The sequence below is a fragment of the Rhodobacter sp. P1_C2 genome (assembly GCF_056406375.1).
In genome coordinates this window covers 132,839-150,911 of the sequence record NZ_JBFUAG010000012.1, presented here as the reverse complement: position 1 = coordinate 150,911, position 18,073 = coordinate 132,839, and the positions used below count along the sequence as shown (strand labels likewise).

Annotated in this window: 17 protein-coding genes; 9 read left to right on the top strand and 8 right to left on the bottom strand. The window is 61.8% G+C overall.

Going from position 1 to position 18,073, the window contains the following annotated elements:
* Positions 1-182: 182 nt before the first annotated feature.
* Both AC1DZT_RS19720 and AC1DZT_RS19715 read right to left on the bottom strand, forming a co-directional pair.
* A protein-coding gene (locus tag AC1DZT_RS19720; protein WP_478008354.1) for an IS5 family transposase occupies positions 183-940 on the bottom strand; the annotation gives its coding sequence in 2 pieces (ribosomal slippage) (positions 183-607 and positions 607-940; 759 coding nt in all).
* A 29-nt stretch (positions 941-969) separates the two neighbouring features.
* On the bottom strand, positions 970-1,518 hold the full coding sequence (locus tag AC1DZT_RS19715; protein WP_478008353.1) for a hypothetical protein: 549 nt from the start codon (positions 1,516-1,518) through the stop codon (positions 970-972).
* 13 nt (positions 1,519-1,531) lie between these two features.
* Between AC1DZT_RS19715 and AC1DZT_RS19710 the strand changes: the two genes are divergently transcribed.
* The 3 genes from AC1DZT_RS19710 to AC1DZT_RS19700 all read left to right on the top strand — a co-directional run bounded on the left by AC1DZT_RS19710 (position 1,532) and on the right by AC1DZT_RS19700 (position 3,317).
* Positions 1,532-1,894 (top strand): hypothetical protein, encoded by a 363-nt coding sequence (locus tag AC1DZT_RS19710; RefSeq protein WP_478008352.1) that lies wholly within the window; start codon positions 1,532-1,534, stop codon positions 1,892-1,894.
* Positions 1,895-2,181: 287 nt separating this feature from the next.
* Positions 2,182-2,499, top strand: a complete 318-nt coding sequence (locus AC1DZT_RS19705) for a transposase (protein WP_478008351.1) — start codon at positions 2,182-2,184, stop codon at positions 2,497-2,499.
* Positions 2,496-3,317: an IS3 family transposase gene (locus AC1DZT_RS19700; protein ID WP_478008350.1), complete on the top strand. Its 822-nt coding sequence runs from the start codon at positions 2,496-2,498 to the stop codon at positions 3,315-3,317. The genes AC1DZT_RS19705 and AC1DZT_RS19700 overlap by 4 nt, the downstream gene beginning before the upstream one ends.
* Before the next feature lie 267 nt (positions 3,318-3,584).
* Here the strand turns inward: AC1DZT_RS19700 and AC1DZT_RS19695 are convergent, their stop codons facing one another.
* The 5 genes from AC1DZT_RS19695 to AC1DZT_RS19675 form a co-directional block, all read right to left on the bottom strand.
* Positions 3,585-4,943 (bottom strand): chloride channel protein, encoded by a 1,359-nt coding sequence (locus AC1DZT_RS19695; protein ID WP_478008349.1) that lies wholly within the window; start codon positions 4,941-4,943, stop codon positions 3,585-3,587.
* 56 nt (positions 4,944-4,999) lie between these two features.
* Positions 5,000-5,485 (bottom strand): MarR family winged helix-turn-helix transcriptional regulator, encoded by a 486-nt coding sequence (locus tag AC1DZT_RS19690; RefSeq protein WP_478008348.1) that lies wholly within the window; start codon positions 5,483-5,485, stop codon positions 5,000-5,002.
* Positions 5,486-6,075: 590 nt separating this feature from the next.
* Positions 6,076-6,753, bottom strand: a complete 678-nt coding sequence (locus tag AC1DZT_RS19685) for a TorF family putative porin (RefSeq protein WP_478008347.1) — start codon at positions 6,751-6,753, stop codon at positions 6,076-6,078.
* Positions 6,754-6,955: 202 nt separating this feature from the next.
* Positions 6,956-7,702, bottom strand: a complete 747-nt coding sequence (locus AC1DZT_RS19680; protein WP_478008346.1) for a COG4705 family protein — start codon at positions 7,700-7,702, stop codon at positions 6,956-6,958.
* A gap of 94 nt (positions 7,703-7,796) precedes the next feature.
* Positions 7,797-8,180 carry a hypothetical protein gene (locus AC1DZT_RS19675; RefSeq protein WP_478008345.1) on the bottom strand — a complete coding sequence of 128 codons (384 nt, stop codon included), beginning with the start codon at positions 8,178-8,180 and terminating at the stop codon, positions 7,797-7,799.
* 159 nt (positions 8,181-8,339) lie between these two features.
* Between AC1DZT_RS19675 and AC1DZT_RS19670 the strand changes: the two genes are divergently transcribed.
* The 6 genes from AC1DZT_RS19670 (at position 8,340) to AC1DZT_RS19645 (ending at position 15,518) form a co-directional block, all read left to right on the top strand.
* On the top strand, positions 8,340-9,017 hold the full coding sequence (locus tag AC1DZT_RS19670; protein WP_478008344.1) for a response regulator: 678 nt from the start codon (positions 8,340-8,342) through the stop codon (positions 9,015-9,017).
* Positions 9,004-10,368, top strand: coding sequence for a sensor histidine kinase (locus tag AC1DZT_RS19665; RefSeq protein WP_478008343.1), 1,365 nt, complete (start codon positions 9,004-9,006; stop codon positions 10,366-10,368). The genes AC1DZT_RS19670 and AC1DZT_RS19665 overlap by 14 nt, the downstream gene beginning before the upstream one ends.
* A gap of 598 nt (positions 10,369-10,966) precedes the next feature.
* Positions 10,967-11,551 (top strand): hypothetical protein, encoded by a 585-nt coding sequence (locus tag AC1DZT_RS19660; protein WP_478008342.1) that lies wholly within the window; start codon positions 10,967-10,969, stop codon positions 11,549-11,551.
* A gap of 1 nt (position 11,552) precedes the next feature.
* On the top strand, positions 11,553-12,212 hold the full coding sequence (locus tag AC1DZT_RS19655; protein ID WP_478008341.1) for an ABC transporter ATP-binding protein: 660 nt from the start codon (positions 11,553-11,555) through the stop codon (positions 12,210-12,212).
* On the top strand, positions 12,205-12,885 hold the full coding sequence (locus AC1DZT_RS19650) for an ABC transporter ATP-binding protein (RefSeq protein ID WP_478008340.1): 681 nt from the start codon (positions 12,205-12,207) through the stop codon (positions 12,883-12,885). The genes AC1DZT_RS19655 and AC1DZT_RS19650 overlap by 8 nt, the downstream gene beginning before the upstream one ends.
* Entirely contained in the window at positions 12,882-15,518 is a 2,637-nt protein-coding gene (locus AC1DZT_RS19645) for an ABC transporter permease (RefSeq protein WP_478008339.1), read from the top strand. Before AC1DZT_RS19650 ends, AC1DZT_RS19645 begins: the two co-directional genes overlap by 4 nt.
* Here the strand turns inward: AC1DZT_RS19645 and AC1DZT_RS19640 are convergent.
* Positions 15,515-18,058, bottom strand: coding sequence for a spermidine synthase family protein (locus AC1DZT_RS19640; RefSeq protein WP_478008338.1), 2,544 nt, complete (start codon positions 18,056-18,058; stop codon positions 15,515-15,517). The two genes, AC1DZT_RS19645 and AC1DZT_RS19640, sit on opposite strands and share 4 nt — an antisense overlap.
* Positions 18,059-18,073 lie beyond the last annotated feature (15 nt).

Below are 18,073 nucleotides of genomic sequence, written 5' to 3'. Positions count from 1 at the left end.
GCCACATCACAAACACGCGCCCCGGGAGCCAGGCTCTCGGCCACAACCCGTGCCTTCAGATCATCCGGCCAACGCCGCCGCCCGGTTGGCCCATCCAGAACCTCGATGCGCGAAACTCCCTTGCGACTGGGAACCTCCATCCGGTGCTCATTTTGGTGTTCCACTGCCAAACTCCTGCAAACTCAGTTGCAGGGCGGCATGCCCGAAAGACCTTCGCCCCGGAACCACGGGGCCGTCGCACCGCTTACGTCGTAGCGGGTGGCGATGCGGCGCCAATCCTTGAGTTTGCCGAACATGTTTTCGATTTTGTGGCGCTTTCGATAGCGGGCCTTGTCATGGGGTATCGGGATTTTCCTGTTGGATTTTGAGGGGATGCAGGCCTCGGTCTGGCGCTCGCCGAGGGCATCGCGCAGCCAGTCGGCGTCATAGCCCCGGTCGGCCAGCAGCACCTTGGCGGGCGGCATTGTCGCCAGCAGGGCGGCAGCGCCGGTGTAGTCGCTGACCTGGCCTGCGGTGAGAAAGAGGCTGCGGGGGCGGCCCAGGCTGTCGCAGACCGCGTGCAGCTTCGAGTTCAGGCCGCCCTTCGTGCGTCCGATATGCCGGGGAAGAGCCCCCTTTTGAGCAGGCTGGCTGCAGTCCGGTGTGCCTTGAGATGGGTCGCGTCGATCATCAGTTCGTCCGTCTCGCCGCCGCCCTTCGCAAGCTCGACGAAGATGCGCCCGAACACGCCCAACTCGCTCCAGCGCACGAAGCGGTTGTAGATTGTCTTGTGCGGCCCGTAGTTTGGCGGAACATCGCGCCAACGCAGCCCGTTGCGGATCACGAAGATGATGCCGCTGATCACCCGACGGTCATCAACGCGCGGAACCCCGTGAGACAAGGGAAAGAACGGCGAAATCTGTGCCATCTGGGCTTCGGAAAGCAGGATCAAATCGGTCATCGCGCCACCTCCTCGGTGCCACCAATGAATCAATGACTTGCCGCTACAGCAAGCAATTTAATGGGTCCAGAGCCTAGGTCACTGACGATGTGGTGATTGACCATCACCAAGTTGTTGTAGTGCCCACCATAGGAGCGTGCGATGCGGGACCAATCCAAATAATCGGCCAAAGCGTGACCTGCAGTGTAGACGCTTCCGATGGGGCAGAAGTTCAGTGATTGGGTCCGCCCTACAGCTTTAGGTGTGCTCGCTAACGCGCTAACATGCGACGTGGCAAACCATTCAAAAGCACGACGCACGGCCTCGCTGTAAGGAATCTGGCCCGCACCCAAGTTCAGGGCTGGTCCCAATGCTTTCTGCAGGTATCGCTTGTCCTTAGTTTGAATCCGGGCCGTCCATGTGCATACATTCGGCCCGGGACGGAACACACCGATATGTCGCCCCCTCAGGAAGGTGTGCCAATAGGGGGTGGCTCGATGACGCAAGGCCAGCAGTTCAATCTGCTGAGTAAATGGGCACGTCGCGATGTTATTCAAAGCGCCAGGAAACTGACCTCGGTATTCTTCCCAAACATCCATAAAGCCACCTTGTGTGCGCTACAACGTTAAAGCTTTGTTAACCCTTTTCCGTCAAATTGATCTCATGCACATTGAACAACATTCCAAAGAAACACTCCCTTGGAGCGTTAGATTGTATACTAACAATCAAACAAGGTTCCTGAACTTCCCAACCCACTTGGAGTTGCTTGGAGCCTTAGGTGACGAAGGTCTGCTGCGCGTAGAACTTGTAGCTGTGGTCAGTACGAAAACTGAGGTTGCGCAAGTTCTTGACTTCTATCTGGAGGCTGCCACTTCCATCAAGGGGATGATCACAGAAACTGGTCACGTTGTGACCGATGACTTTCTACATCCCTATCTTGGGTATTTTGACCTGAAGGTATTCGTCGCTCACTGATCCTGTGTTCATGTACGACCTCCAGGCCCTCGATGGCACTATCGCTGTGATCACCGAAGCCAGCGACGCAATCGGCCGCGCCATCACAGAGGCCTTGGCCACGCAGGGCTTCGACCTCGCATTGGTGGCCCGGCGCAAGACCGTACTGGCAGGGATCGCCCGCGACCTTGACCAGCGCCACGGCATCTCAGTCCAGGTTCTGGCCCTTGGCCTCAGGTGCCCGAGATCTGGGCGACCCTGTATCGACCCAGTGAAAATCTGCTCATGCTACAAAGGAGAAGGTAGCGATGAGTGTGACGATGGACGACAGCATCAAACGTTGGACGGCGAAGCGGAAGACGGCACTGGTGGTCGAGATCATCCAGGGCAAGACGACAGTTTCCGAGGCCAGCAGGGCCTATGACCTTTCGCCTTCGGAGATCGAAGCTTGGGTGGATGACGCGAAGAGGGGCATGGAGAATGCTCTTCGGGCGAACCCGCTGGAGATCCGGGAGCAATACGAGAAGCAGCTCAAAGACCTGCAAGAAGCTTACGGCGAGGCCATGCTGGAGCTGCGCGCCCGAAAAAAGTTCCAGGCCCTCATGGAGCGGGAGGACGGGCAATGATCCGGACGCTCCATGAGGGCCTGCTGGCGGATGGAATCAAAGTGCCCCTCGCCAAGCTTTGCGCCTGGTTTGGCGTGCCGCGGCGGACGGTGTATTACAAGCCGACCAAGGCCGCACCGAAGGTCGACGCCCGCTTGGCGGACCCCATCAAGGCCTTGATCGAGAAAGAGCCTTCCTTCGGCTACCGCACTGTGGCCTGGCTTCTGGGCTTCAACAAAAACACGGTGCAACGCATCTTCCAGATCAAGGGCTGGCAGGTTCGAAAGCGTTCCATCGGCATGCGGCCGCGCATCGAGGCGGTGCCCTCGGTCGCCACGGCGCCGAACGAGCGCTGGTCGACGGACCTCTGCCGTGTCTGGTCGGGCCGCGATGGCTGGACGACCCTCGCTCTGGTGATCGACTGCCACACCCGCGAGCTTCTGGGCTGGCATCTGTCCAGATCCGGCAAATCGACGACGGCGGCCAGTGCTCTGGAGCACGCCCTGATCAACCGGTTCGGCACCCTGGGCAAGGTGACGCGGGAATTCCTGCTGAGGTCGGACAACGGGCTCGTCTTCACCAGCCACAAATACACGGCCCTGGTCCGGGGCTATGGTCTGAAGCAAGAGTTCATCACACCCCATTGCCCCCAGCAGAACGGCATGGTCGAGCGCGTCATCCGGACAATCAAGGAGCAATGCATCCATCGCCAGCGCTTCGACAGCATCCAGCACGCCACACGCGCCATCGGTGACTGGATCAGCTTCTACAACACCAGACGCCCGCATCAGGCGCTGGACATGAAAACGCCAGCTGAGGCATTCGCCTTAGCGGCTTAACCTGAGCAGATTCCGCTGGGTCGATACAACCCTAGCGATAAACGTATCAGGCAAATGATGCCCTTCCATTCATGCCGCATCTTTCCATGACGGGTGCGAACACCGTCGAACCATCCGCCCGTAGGCTTGTTTGATCCAAGACGCTTGGCCTGAACAAGATACGATCACATTTCGCTTGCATGATGATCTCGCTGCGGAGGTGGCGTCACTGAACCAGCGGGCCCGGACCAGAGTGTTTGACTTCAAATTCTGGGTCAAACTTTGACGTCAGGACTTTGGTCCGGCCGCGACATATTCGGTTGGAACATGGTGCCCGCGGCGTACCAGCTTCTCAGTCATGATCGTGTTGCGCATGGTCAGAGCCGACACGACGAATGCCGAGGAACACCCCGCCAGCAGCGGCAAAAGGCAATCGAACTGGCCAGTGATCTCCATAGCGAAGACGACTGAGGTAAAAAGGGCGCGCGAAGCTCCGGCGAAACTTGCCGCCATCCCGATCAGGCCCGCCATGCGCAAGTCAACCCCCGCATGGGGAATCAGGCTCTGGATCGCCTCGCCCGTCAGCACCCCAAGACCGCCGCCAATCGTGAAGATCGGTGCCAGCGTGCCGCCAGAGGTGCCACTGCCAAGGGCGATCGACCACGAGAGGAACTTCAACACACAAAAGACCGCAAGAGCCGATCCGACGAACTGGCCATTCAGAAGTTGCTCGATGTTCTCATATCCGACGCCCAGCGTGCGCGGCAGCACGAACCCAATGATCCCGACCACCAGCCCGCCGATGGCTGGCCACCACATCCAGTGCAAGGGCAGCTTTTCGAACAGATCTTCGATGAGGTAGATTGAGCGTGACATGCCCACCGCCACCAGCCCCATCAGCCCACCTTCGGCCGCATAGGCGAGCAGGGCAGAATCCGTTGCAGGCGCAAGGATGCCGACATGAAACAGCGGCGCCGCCCCGAACAAAAGCGGGCGCAGGGCGATTGCGGTCAGGGCCGCCGCCGTCACCGGGATGAAGGACCGTGGGCGGAACTCGAATACCAGAAGCTCGATCGCCAGCAGGATTGCCGCGAAGGGGGTGCCGAAAATGGCCGTCATCCCCGACGCCGCCCCGGCCGCCAGCAATGTCTTGCGCTCCAGCGCGCTGACGTGAACCACCTGACCAAGCCAGGAGCCCAAGGCGCCGCCTGTCGCAATGATCGGCCCCTCGGCCCCGAATGGCCCACCGGTGCCAATGGCAATGGCTGCCGACAGCGGCTTGAGGAAGGTCATGCGCCGCGGGATCCGGCTTTCGTTGGTCAGCACCTGTTCCATGGCTTCGGGGATGCCATGGCCTCGGATCGCCTTCGATCCATAACGCGCCATGACGCCGACAATCAGCGAGCCTGCGACCGGTACGAGGATGACCCAAAGCCCCAGCTGGTTGTCCCAAGGCGTTGTCATTTCGGCTGAAATCCGCCCGTAGAAGGCCAGGTTGGTGATCAGACCGATCAGATAGACCAGCATGCGCGCCACCGCCGCAACCACGACCGCCGTGCCGACGCTCAAAAGAACAATCGTCATTGCCCGCCGGTCGAGGGTCTTTGCGTGGCGTTCTACCCCGGCCTCTTCCAGCACCTCTGCCATGCCGACCGAAATCGGCAGGCCGGGTGTGGTTGAGGCCTCTTCAACGGGATGGCGGTTCATGTCAGGTCACCTTTCTGGGTAGACGGCATCTCGAAGAACATGACGGGCGCTTCGCCGGAAAGCCCTGCGGCCCCGATCAGCGCCTCGAGCCCCTGCGCCAATTCGGCCACCACCGGACCCGGCATCTGCATCAACGCCTGCATAAGCTTTTCCTGAGCCGTGACGATCGTGGTCTGCACCGTGGCTTGGCCTGCGTCGGTCAATCGCAACTCGACCCGGCGGCCATCCTCCAGACCACGAACCCGCGCCAGCAAGCCACGACCCTCCAGCCGGCTGACGACCTCTGACACGGTGCTTTGATGGGTAAAGGTCAGCCCGGCCAATTCGTTGATCGAAAGACCCTGATGTGCCGCGACATGTTTCAGGACGAGCGCCTGTGCCCCAGTGATGCTGGAGCTTTGTTCGCTTTGTGCCGACGATTGCCGCAGCGCCTGAACGATCCGCCGCAGGGCATCCATGATTATCTGTGCATCGTGTGGCATCCGGACCTCATCACGTCGGCGAATCAATATTGGAACCCATATAGTTTGCCTTCTAGCGGCGCGCCCAAAGCTTGTCGAGCCGTCGCCCACGTCAGTGTTTTTCGGGCAAGGGATCATCCGGCTTGAAGTATCACCCAGACCCAAATCCGAATGGTACCTTGGCCAAAACCATGGATCGGGGTCAGTCCGAAGAGGTTTGAAGCCACTCTCTGCGCAATCAATTGGCAAGACTGCCCGATGCGGTCGGGCGGTGACCGCCCCAGTTCCGCCGCGTGATCTGGCCATGCCGAAGTCAAGCGTTAGGCCCACGCGGGTAGCCAAATGTCGCGCCACGCCGATTTGGCTCAGAGAAGTCTCTCCAGCAGTCTCTGGGGCGTGGCTCCGTCTTTTCGGAACCGAGCCGCCTCGTTGCATCATCCTGTTCTACCCTGCAGCGGAGGGGCTTTCCTTGGCGTGACCGGTCAGAGGAGTTTGGCAAATGATCCAGCGTATCCCGTAAACCCGGGCCGAGGATACTGGCCCGCGCTCTTCCCCCTGTACCGGGCGCAAGGCAAATTCCTCGTCAGGATTTCGGACGTTCAACGGGCCATCTAATCACCGGCGCCGCTGTCTGCACCGCCACCGCTGTCACCGCCGCCGAACTTGTAGTTGACCGACAGGGCGATCAGGCCCTTGGATCCCTTCAAATCTTGGTATTGCAGGTCAAGGTTCACCTTGTCGTTCAGCGCATAGGTTACGCCGCCTTGTCCAACGATGGGTGACGCTGGGTCAGGCCGCCCGACATCGTAGTAAATGTTCCAACTGTCTGTCAGCGCATAGCTGGCGCCCAAGGTCTTGCCGAAGGTGTGTTCCTTCAGGTCGTAGGATACTTCGGTTGACAGTGACCATTTGTCGGTGAGGGCGTAATCCAGCGACCCGTCCAGCTCTGCCGAAGAATCCTTGGTTTTATCAAACAGGTGCCGGGTGACACCCAGATCGAAGTCCAGCCCTTGCATCACCTGCCCGCGATAGCCAGCACTCAGGTCCAGCGCGACTTGGTTGCCGTCGGCATCGTTGCTGGTGGAAGCCCACGCGCCGCCGTAAAAACCATTCAGGCTGACCTCAAGCGAGGGTTGCAGGGCCGGCCTGCCACCCGAAAGCGAAACGCCGTCTGACAGGTAGTTCGTGGTGGCAGTCAACCCGCCCGTCAGCGCCAGATCGCCGGCTGATGCGAGGGACGGCAGGGTCAGGGCGGCGGCCAGAATACAGAGCGGGGACGTGACGTTCATGGTGTTCCTCTGCGACACACCGCGTGACGCGGCAGCCGCACCATGAGGGATCAAAACTTGCATCCACCTTGCCGCAAGATCAATAAATTGTAAGGTTGCGATGACTTGCCACGAAGCCATGACCCAATTGCACTGCGCCGAGCGAGTGTTGAAACCGGCTCGGCGCAGCGATCTTGTGGGCAAGCGGGGCTTTGGCGCGGGCCTAGGCCGCAACCGCCGGCTCTTCGCCGTCCCGGGTGAAGGTCATGTAGGCGACGATCAGGATGATGGCGCCCAGGAAGACCGCGCTGGTGATGATGGTGCCAAGCCCGAAGCCGCCATATTCATGCGGCTGCGACAAGAGATCGCCGAAGGACGCGCCCAGCGGGCGGGTGAAGATATAGGCCAGCCAGAAGCCAAGGATCGAGTCGAGGCCGAGGAAGTAATAGCCGATCGAAAGGGAGGCGATGATCATCCCGAACAGGATGCCGGTGCTGAGGTAACCAAGACCGAACTGTTCGGACACGAGGTCACCGGCCGCCGTGCCCAAGGCAAAGGTGAAGAGGATCGCCAGCCAGTACCAGATCTCGCGCCGGGTGTTCAGGATCGAATGGATGGAAAGCGTCCCCTCGGCCCGGTACCACAGAGCGAAGGTGGCGGCCAAGGCGGCGGTGAAGACCCAGGTCGTGGTGATGAGCTTGACGCCGAAGTTGTCGACCAGGTTGTCGGTGACCAAAGTGCCGACAATCGAGATCAGCACGACGGCCAGCCAATAGCTCCATGGCACATAGCGTTTCTGGCGGAATTGCAGGACCAGCGCCACAGCCAGCACGGCGGTCATCAGGATTGATGTGGTCGTCAGGCCAAGGCCAAGGTTGACGCCAAGATAGTCGGCGGCAGTCTCGCCCATGGTTACGGCCATCAGTTTGATCAGCCAGAAGTCGACCGTGACCTTCGGGACGCGGTTCATGGGGGCTGGGTCCGCGGTAGGGACCGCTGTCGCAAAGGGTATGGTTGTCATGCAAGGTATCCTCGATTGGGGGCCACGAAGTGAGGCTTGTGCCTCATTTGCCGGTGGGATTGTCCAGCGCGGCCATCAAGGCGGCCAAAGCGGGGGTGACCACTTCGGCGGTGGGTTTGCCTTTGCGCAGCGACTTCAGGGCGGCGTCAGAGGCGTCGTCAATCTTGCCCCAGGCCGTGGGGTTCAGCGGGCGCATGCCAGCCTCGGCGTCGTCCCAGGCGGTTTCGTAATCGGTGATGCGGGTGGCGGCGGCGGCGAAGTCGCCGGTGGCCGCAATCTTTTGCACATCCGCAATGATGGCCTTCATCGGCGCCAGATCCCCCAGCGAGGCATCGGCCTGGGCAGAGCCTACGAAGGTGATCTGAAAGGCGGTAAAGGCGCCCACCGGCGCAAGGATCAGGGCGGTCGCAAGCAGGATTTGTTTCACATCGTTCTCCGGTGCCATTTGGACTTGGGATGTCTGATAGGAGCCGTGTCATACCGGGACCTGTCCGCGGGTTTACAAATATGTAAACTGGCCGAAAGCATGCTGCCATTGCGCCCTGTCATGTCTGGTCAGGCCCAGACCCAAAGCCGAAAGCTGCCCATGCGCCTGTTGCTAATTGAAGACGACCCTTCCGTGTCGACCTATATCGCCCGTGGGCTGACCGAGGCTGGCCATGTCTGTGACGTGCTGGCCGATGGCAAGGACGGCCTGTTTCAGGCATCGCGCGAGACATACGATGTCGTGGTGGTGGACCGCATGCTGCCCGGCCTCGATGGTCTGTCGCTGGTGCGCGCCTTGCGGGCGGCAGGCGGGCGGGTGCCAGTTCTGTTCCTGACCGCTCTCGGCGGCATTGATGACCGGGTCGAGGGGCTGGAGGCCGGGGCCGACGATTACCTGACCAAGCCCTTCGCCTTTGCCGAACTGATGGCGCGGGTCAATGCGCTGGCCCGCAGGCCGCCGGTGCAGGATGTGCAGACCGTGCTACGGGTGGCCGATCTGGAGCTGGACATGATGCGCCGCCAGGCAAGGCGGGGCGGCCAGATGATTGACCTTTTGCCCAAGGAATTCACCCTGCTGGAGGTTCTGATGCGCAATGCCGGCCGCGTGGTCACCCGCACCATGCTGCTGGAGCGGGTCTGGGATTTCCACTTCGATCCCAAAACCTCGGTGGTGGAAACCCATATCAGCCGGTTGCGCGCCAAGATCGACAAGCCTTTCGAGGTGGCCCTGCTGCAAACCGTCAAGAACGCGGGATACATGCTGCATGCGCCCCGCTGACCTGATGCGCCGCACGGCCTTCCGGCTGGCCTTGGGCATCACGCTGTTTGTGCTGACCTCAATCGTTCTGGCCAGCACGATCGGTTACAATCTGCTGCGTCAGCAGTTGGTCGCCCGCCAGGACGCCCGCGTGACCGAGATTTTTACCGCTCTGCAGGAGACAAGCCAATCCGGCGACGAGGGCGATCTGGTCGAGGCGGTCACCACAAGGATCAACGCCAGCCCGGACCATGCGACCGTCTATCTGCTGCGCGGCCGGGACGGCAAGGTTCTGGCCGCCAGCATCCCCGACATCTGGTTCAAGCCCGGCTGGTCCACGGTCGATGCCGCAACCCTGCATGTGGCGACCGACTATCCCTACCGCACCTATGCGAGTGATGTTGGCGACTATTCCATCGTCGTGGGCCTGACCGACGCCGATCTGGATGACCTGGCTGAGATCAGCCTCGGCGCCTTTGGCTGGTCGGCCCTCGGCGTCCTGATCGCGGCCATTGCGGCCGGAGCCGTGATCGCTGCCCGCATTCAGGCCCGGATCAACGCCGTGGAGGCGACTTTGCACCGGGTGGCGCAGGGCGACCTGACCGCGCGGCTTGCGGTCTCGGGGCAGGGCGATGACCTTGACCAGATATTCACCGCCATCAACCACGCACTGGCCCGCCTTGGCGCTCTGGTCGAGGCCATGCGCCAGGTCAGCACCGACATCGCCCACGACCTTCGCACGCCCTTGAACCGGCTGCGGATCCGGATCGAAACCGCCGCCGAAGCAGAAGCGAAGGGGCTGCCCGTCGCAGCCGACCTCGCCGCAGCCCTCAGCGACAGCGATGCCATCAGCCAGACCTTTTCCGCCCTGCTGCGCATCGCCCAGATCGAAGCGGGCACCTCGCGGCAGAAGTTCAGCCCTGTCGATCTGGCCGCCGTGATGGAGGCCGTGGCCGAAGCCTATATCGAGGTGGCCGAGGATGCCGGCATGACCCTGACCTGCCGGACCTTTGGCCCCGCATTCACCGAAGGCGACAAGGACCTTCTGACGCAAGCCTTCGCCAACCTGATCGAGAACGCCCTGCGCCACTGCCCGCCCGGCACCGCGATCACCTGTGCGGTTGAAGCCGAAGGAACTCGGGTCGTCGCCACCATCCGCGACACCGGTCCCGGCATCCCCGAAGCCGAAAGGGATAATGTCTTGCGCAGGCTCTATCGGCTGGAGAAAAGCCGCACCACCGAAGGCTCCGGCCTTGGCCTCGCCTTGGTCAAGGCAGTGGCCGACCTGCATCAGGCCCATCTGACCCTGACAGACGCAACCCCCGGCCTGCGCGTGAGCCTGAGTTTCAAGCACAGTGACGCTGCAGGCTAAGGTTTCCAAAGATTTGGCGTAGCCGGTCATCGGTTTTGCCAGAGGCGTTCGGCGAGAGATCTCTGCAATGCGGCATAGGTATGCAGCTGTAAGGTGGCCCACAACCCACTGTAAGGTGCGATCCCCATCTGTCTCTCATCGGCTTGCACAATGCGGGCTTGATCAGCCGGAGATTGGATTTGAATGCCAACACATCCTTGAAGATCCCAGCCACCCTGCTTGCGCTGATCAGCGGCGCGGCAGTTATGGCCGCGAGCCAAGCCCGGCCAATCCCGATGGAAGGGGGATAGGCCTATCTGACCGGGTCCACCAGCTTGGTGCAAACCATTGCGACGGCTGATGAAGAAACCGGCGACAACTGATTCTGCCTCACTTTGATCGGAAGGGCGGCATCTGATGGGTGTCGCGTTTTTTCGGTCGTCGAATTTTGGCGAATTTCGTGTCTGCAGAAAAGAGTTCCCCTTGGGCTGACCTGTGAACGGGCGGGGTCAATTCTCCTCCGACATTACGGATTTGTAAGCTGGCTGTCAGGTGTCAGGCATTCGCAGGACGCACACTCCGATCCAACGCCACGAGGCATCAAAATTAGAGAGCCGCCATGACCCAGTTCCGCCAATGCGTCGCCAAAGCCACCCTTTTCGCCCTGGGCCTTTGTGCCCTTGTTCCGCAGCCCTTCATCACAACGGCCACCCAGGCCGAAACCGCCATTGCGCCCGAGAAGAACCCGCCCGGCGATATTCCCGACAGTCAGGTCTTCATTGTCTATGCGGCTGACGGCTACGCTTTGAAGGTGCCCGAGGGTTGGGCGCGCACCGTCACCGAACCCAACGTCAGCTTTACCTCAAAGCTGGATGGGGTCTCGGTCACCCTGACCCCCGCTGCGACGGCTCCGACGCTGGATTGGGTCAAGGCTCAGTATGTGCCGGATCTGATCAAGGCGGGAAGGGCCGTTGAGGTTAAGGGCATCAGTGTGGAAACCCTGCCAGGGGGCCCTGCGATCCGCATCGACTACACGTCGAACTCCGAACCGAATGCCGTCACTATGAAACAAATCCGGCTGGAGAATGCCCGCTATCTGTTCTTCAAAGCGGGCGCTCTGGCCGCCCTTGACCTTTACGCCCCGGCTGGAGCTGACAACGTCGATCAGTGGGAATTGATTTCACGCTCGTTCGAGTGGCGTTAGGATGATCCTGGAAGCACGCGATCTGTATAAGTTCTTTCACACAGGCGACGATGAGGTCATTGCCCTGCGCGGTGTGGGCCTGACCGTCCTGCCTGGCGAGATCGTCGCGGTGATGGGACCTTCGGGCAGCGGCAAGTCAACCTTGCTCAACTGCCTGACGGGCCTTGATGAGCCCGACGCCGGGCTGGTCACAATCGGCGGAGCGCGCCTGTCGCGGCAACCCGAGGCTGCGCGAGCTGCAATTCGGGCGAAGTTTCTCGGCATCCTGATGCAATCGGGAAACCTCTTTGCCCACCTGTCGTTGACCGAGAATATCCGCCTGCAAATGCAGTTGGGCGGCATGGCAGACGCCACGCGACCTGAGGCTTTGCTGGACAGCGTAGGTCTGGCGCATCGCGGATTTGCCCGTGTCACCCAGCTTTCGGGTGGGGAAACGGCACGGGCTGGTCTGGCCGTGGCGCTGGCCTGCAATCCGCCGATCCTGATTGCGGATGAGCCGACCGCTGAGGTTGATGCCGCCACCGAACACCGCCTGATAGCGCAGTTCGAAGCGCGCCGCGCTGCCGGGCAGGCCACCCTGATTGCCACCCATAGCGAGGCGCTGGCGCGCCGTGCCGACCGGATTTTGCGTCTGAAGGATGGGGCGATCAGCCATGAATGAGGCCTTGGTTCAAATCAAAGCAGTGGGCAAAACCTATCCAGCGACTGACGGGGAGAGCACCCGCGTTTTATCCAGCATCACTTGCGGGATTGAGCCGGAAGCGCGGATCGCTCTGATCGGACCGTCTGGCAGCGGAAAATCCACCCTGCTCCATATCATTGGCGGCTTCATCCCGCCGACCGACGGAGAAGTTTCCTGGCCTGCTTTGGGGGCTCAACAGGGTTTGCTGCCGGAGAAAGTTCAGGCGGTGTTTCAGGCGCCCAGTCTGTTTCCGGCTCTGAACGTGCGCGAGAACATCGCCTTGCCGCTCTTGCTGGCGGGTCGCGATGCCATGCCGGGGTTCACGCCGGACGCCTTGCTGGCGCGCTTTGGCCTGCCCGACCTTGCTCTGAAATTGCCCGAGGAACTGTCGGGTGGTCAGGCACAACGCGTGGCCATGCTGCGTGCCTTGTCGGTTTCGCCGCACCTGATCCTCGCCGATGAACCGACCGGCCAGTTGGACAGCAAGACCGCGCAAGAGTTTCTGACCACGGTGATTGAGGTGGCAGATGAGACCCGCGCCGCGTTGGTCATTGCCACCCACGATCCCGCCGTGGCGGCTCGGATGGACCGCCAATGGTCCATCGACCACGGCGCGCTTTTTATCGACACCAACAAGGGGACGGCACCATGACATATCTGTGGATCATGGGGCTGTTGCGTCACCGTTTGATGCGGCTGGTCGGTGCCGGGTTTGGCATTGCGGTGACGGTGGCTTTGCTCGCCTCGCTTGGCGCATTTCTGGCCAGCAGCACGGCGACGATGACGGAACGTGCCACCTCGACTGTCCCCATAGATTGGCAGGTTGAGGCGACGCCGGGGGCTGATGCGGCCGCCATTGACGCAGCCATTCGCAAAGCGGATTTGGTCAAGGCGCTGGAACAGGTGCTTTATGCCGGAACGGACGGGTTTCAGGCAACCACTGGCGGCACGGTGCAAACCACCGGGCCGGGTAAAGTGGTGGGTCTGGGGCCGCAGTATCTGGTCAATTTTTCCAAGGAAGTCCGGCTGTTGTCGGGCTCCCGCGACGGGGTGCTGATCGCACAGCAAACCGCGTCAAACCTGCATGTCGGGCCGGGCGACCCAGTCAGCATCACGCGGATCGGTCTTGATCCCGTGGTGGTGACGGTGGCGGGTGTCATCGACATGCCCGATGCGGATGCGTTCTTTCAGGGGGTAGGGCTGCCACCCCAAGCGGCCCCACAAGCGCCGCCTGACAACGTGATCCTGTTGCCCGCAGCCGATTGGCACAGGATTTTTGACGCCCAAACCGCGCTGCGCCCTGACACAACCCGCCTGCAATTCCATGTCCATCTGGACCACGCGGTCCTGTCCGCCCAACCGACCACAGCCTATGCCCAAGTCACTGGTCAGGCGCGCAATCTTGAGGTGCAAGTGGCAGGTCAGGCTTTGGTGTCAGACACAATCGCCGCCCGTCTTGACGCGGTGCGCGGCGATGCGCTTTACGCGGCGGTGCTGTTCTTGTTCCTTGGGCTGCCGGGTGCGGCGCTTGGGGCGGCGCTGACCCTTGCCATCACCGCGAGTGGCGCTGGCCACAGGCGGACGGAACAAGCCTTGCTGCGGGTGCACGGTGCCAGTGCGCGGCGCATCACGGGGCTGGCGGCGGTGGAGGCTGTGCTGGTCAGCGCCGGGGGAATTGCCGTGGGTTTGCTGGCTGCGGCGGGTCTGGCACGGCTTGGCTTGGCCGAATGGGGCGACGCCGGTGCGTTGGGCGTGACCACGAGCGGGGCCGCGTTGATTGGGCTGGTCCTGGGCCTGACCGCCATTCTGCTTCCCGCCTGGCGGCAGGCGCACGGCCAAACCGTGACAGCTTCGCGCCAATCCGTGGGCCGCAAAGGCGCGCCCCTGTGGCAAAGGCTGTGGCTGGATGCGGTTCTGCTGGCGCTCGCCGCAGGGTTCTTCTGGCAAAGTGCCAGCACCGGATATGAGATTGTGCTGGCACCCGAAGGGGTTGCGGCGGCATCAGTTGACTACAAAGCATTTCTGGCACCGGCGCTGTTCTGGGTCGGGTCAGGACTGCTGGTGGTGCGGATCATTGTGAGCATAATCGGGGCAAGCACGCTGGTGCACCGACTGTTAGCCCCCATCGCCGGGCGGTTGGCCCCGGTGGTGGCGGCCTCACTGGCCACACAGGCCAGACGGATCACCCTGGGCGTGGCGATGACGGCGCTTGCGGTATCGTTCGGAACCTCAACCGCGATCTTCAACGCCACCTATCAGGCGCAGGCGCGGGTTGATGCCATGCTGACCAATGGCGCGGATGTGGGCGTCTTTGGTACTTCCGCCGCCCCTGCCAGCCTGCATTTGGACAAGCTGTCGGGTCTTGCAGGCGTCATCGCTGAACCGATGCAGCACCGCTTTGCCTATGTCGGGTCTGACCTTCAGGATTTGTATGGGATCGACACGGATAGCATTCAGAACGTGGCCCAACTGTCGGACGCTTTCTTCAGCGGCAGCACGGCGGCGCAGGCCATGGCGAAACTGGCGGCCACGCCGGACGGGGTTTTGGTGTCAGAGGAAACCGTGTCGGATTTCCAGCTGACTTTGGGCGATACCCTCAACCTGCGCCTGATGGGGGCCGATCACCAATACCGCGCGGTGCCCTTTACCTTCGTCGGCGTGGCAAGAGAGTTTCCAACCGCGCCGAAGGACTCCTTCCTTGTGGCAAACGCGGGTTATGTGGCCAAGATGACCGGCAATGCCTCGGCTGAATATGTCCTGCTGCGCACAGAAGGTGACCCGGTGGCGCTGGCCGCCAAGGTTCGGGCAGCATTGCCTGACATGCAGGTGCAAGACATCTCCCATGTCACCCAGATCATCGGGTCCAGCCTGACCTCGGTCAATCTGACCAGCCTGACGCGGATCGAGCTTGCCTTCGCGGTGTTGATGGCGGCCTCGGCGGCGGGGCTGATGCTAGCTTTGGGGTTCAACGACCGTCGTCGCAGCTTTGCGATCCTGACGGCGATTGGGGCAAAACGCGCGCAGTTGGGCGCGTTCCTGTGGTCGGAAGGCGCGCTGGTGTTCCTTGGTGGGTCCGTACTGGGGCTGCTGTCGGGCATTGTCACGGCATGGATGCTGGTCAAACTGCTGACAGGTGTGTTCGACCCGCCGCCGGAAGGTTTGGTGCTTCCGCTGGGATACTTGGCGCTGTTGGTCGGCCTGGTTGCGACTTCGGTCTGCGTGGCGGTGATGCTGGCGGAGGCGAGCCTGCGCAAGGCTGCGGTGGATCAGTTGCGCGACCTTTAGCGCGCCCGCATCATCGCAAGGAACGCCAACATGGCGAAGGCGTAAGCCACCGCTGCAACCTCCAGCACGGCGGACAGGCCGAAACTGACGGCGATCAGAGGCACTGCGGCGGCACCGATCACGGAAAAGCTGCCGTTGATGCCCCAAGCCCAGACGAACATCTGATCCCGCCCGCGTGCGGCCAGTCCGTTCATTGCGGTGGCCATGGGAAAGCCCATCAGAAAGGCCAGGGGCGCCACGAGGACAAGGCAGCTCGCGATCCGGCCCAGATAGGGCAGGGCGCCAATCGCCCCTAGTATCGCGGGCAAGACCAGTGTCATGGCCCCCAGGGAAAGCGCTACGGCCGCCAGCAAGACCGGCAGCACGTTATCCGCCCTTTTGATCTTTTCAGCCACCCAACTGCCCAGGCCGGAGAACACCAGCATCCCCGACAACACGATCGACGCCGCGATCGTCGGGTTGGTCAGCGCCCTTGTGAACCAGCTGATCAGCCCAACCTCGACCGTGATGTAGCCAAGGCCAAGGCAGCCGAAATAGACGATGATGGTCAGCTTGCCGCGCCCGATTCCGGCGCGGCCTCCCAACACCATCGGCGGGACGATCAGGACTGTGGCAGCAAGGCAGGCGACGGCGAGTGTCGCCCATAGCAATAGATAGCCCCAATCGTCCTGCACCGTATCAAGCCGGTCCAGCGTGCGGGGCAGGTCGGCGGTACGGATGTAGTCCGCGAAATAGGGCCGGTCATCGGTCAGCGGCCGCACGTCAAAGACGTAGTCCTGCATCACATCAGCCGTGCCGCCCTTGACCAGCCCCTGCCAGACCAACCGCGCAAGCGTGGTGGACGGCACCGCAGTCTCAGTGCCATCGCCCGGTGTATCCGAAGTGCCGTCTAATGCGGCATCACCCGGGACCGCCTGTTCGCCCTTTGTTCCATTGCCTGGGGCAGGGGCGTCAACAGTCGGCGCATCCACTGTCGAGCCGTCCCCGAAGATCGAGGCCTGATATTGGCCCAGGATTCCCTTGGCGCTGGCCGGGTCGAAACTGAGGCCGGGGGAATAGACCTCGTCAAAGGACAGATCGGCGGTGTGCTGGCGCAGGGCTTCAAGCTCGGCGTCGGTAAAGCCGCCCTTCTTGTACAGGACGGTGGTGGTAGAAAGGTAGCTTGCGCTGACGAACAAGGACTTGGCCCAATCCCCGCCCGCCGCCTGCGCGGCCTTCGCCATCGTGGCGTAAAAGCGCAGCACCGATTTCGGCGGTTCTTCCTTGTTCCACAGGGTCACCGACAGCACGCCGCCCGCGGCCAGCCCTTTTATATAGGATCGCAAGGCTTGCTCGGTATAGGCGTATTTCTCGGCTATCGCGAAGCCGCCCGGGTTTGACAGGCCGACCGACTCCGCAAGGCTGAGGTCGATCACGTCATACCGTTCATCGGTATGGGACAGAAACAACCGACCGTCATAGCCCACCACGTTGACGCGGGGATCGGCGAGGATGTTGCCGGTGGCCGCCGCCAATTCCGGCGACCGGAAGGCTCGCAGCACCTCCGGGTTGCCTTCCGCGATGGTCACCGAAGTGACCCCGGCGTTCAAGGCCGTCATGGCCGAAAGCCCACCGCCGAATTGCACGACAAAGACCTTGGCCCGCCGTTTGACGACATAGGGGTAATACATCGGCAGATATTGGTAGTAAGCCACATCCTCGGGCGGCAAAGGGCGCATGATGCCAGATGGCCCCTCGCCATCGATGAACATGCCGACATAGGTGTTGGCAGGCAATTCCGGCACGTTGAAAGCGGCGTTGTCGGACAGGCCCGGCGCGAAATGCATGTAGGAACTGGAATAAACCTGCAAATCGCCGAAGGGTGAAAAGCTTCGGTAGAGCCGCGTCGCATCAGGGAAATTGCGCGCGTAGGAGATGCCCTTGTAGGACGACACCGCAATATCGGGCACGCCGAGCGTCACTGACAGAAGCAGATAGGCGGCCAGAACGATACCCGCCCCAAGCAGCGCACCCGCAACCTTGCCCAACTGCGCGACACCAATCCACAGCGCAAGGGCCACTGCCCAAAGCACAAGCGGGGCCACCAGCAGCTTTTCGGGCGGCAGGACGTAGAGCGCGCCAAGAACAGCCAGCCCGGCAAGGCCGGAGCCCATCAGGTCGGCAAAATACAGCCGGTTGAAATGCGCCTTGCCCTGCCGGAACACGATGCCCAGAAAGAACGCGCCGGACAGGAAGGGCAGCAGATACAGAAGAAAGTTCGCCAGAAGCCGCCATTTCTGCATCGGGTCCGAAATCAGAAAGATCGCGTTGAACGGCACCAGCTGTGCCACGAGGTTGGCCCCGACCGCCAAGGGTCCGAACAAACCCAGCGCCGCGCTGGCCGAGCCCGTTCCATGCCGGTCGAGCCAGCCCTTCATCAGGAAGATGAACACGCTCGCCATGCCAAAGCCCAACATGGCCAGGCTGACGACCAAAGACCCAAAGTGGCTCCATGATCCGACCGCAAAGACCCGCATCACGGCGATTTGCAGCGCGATCACTGACCCGGCCAAGGT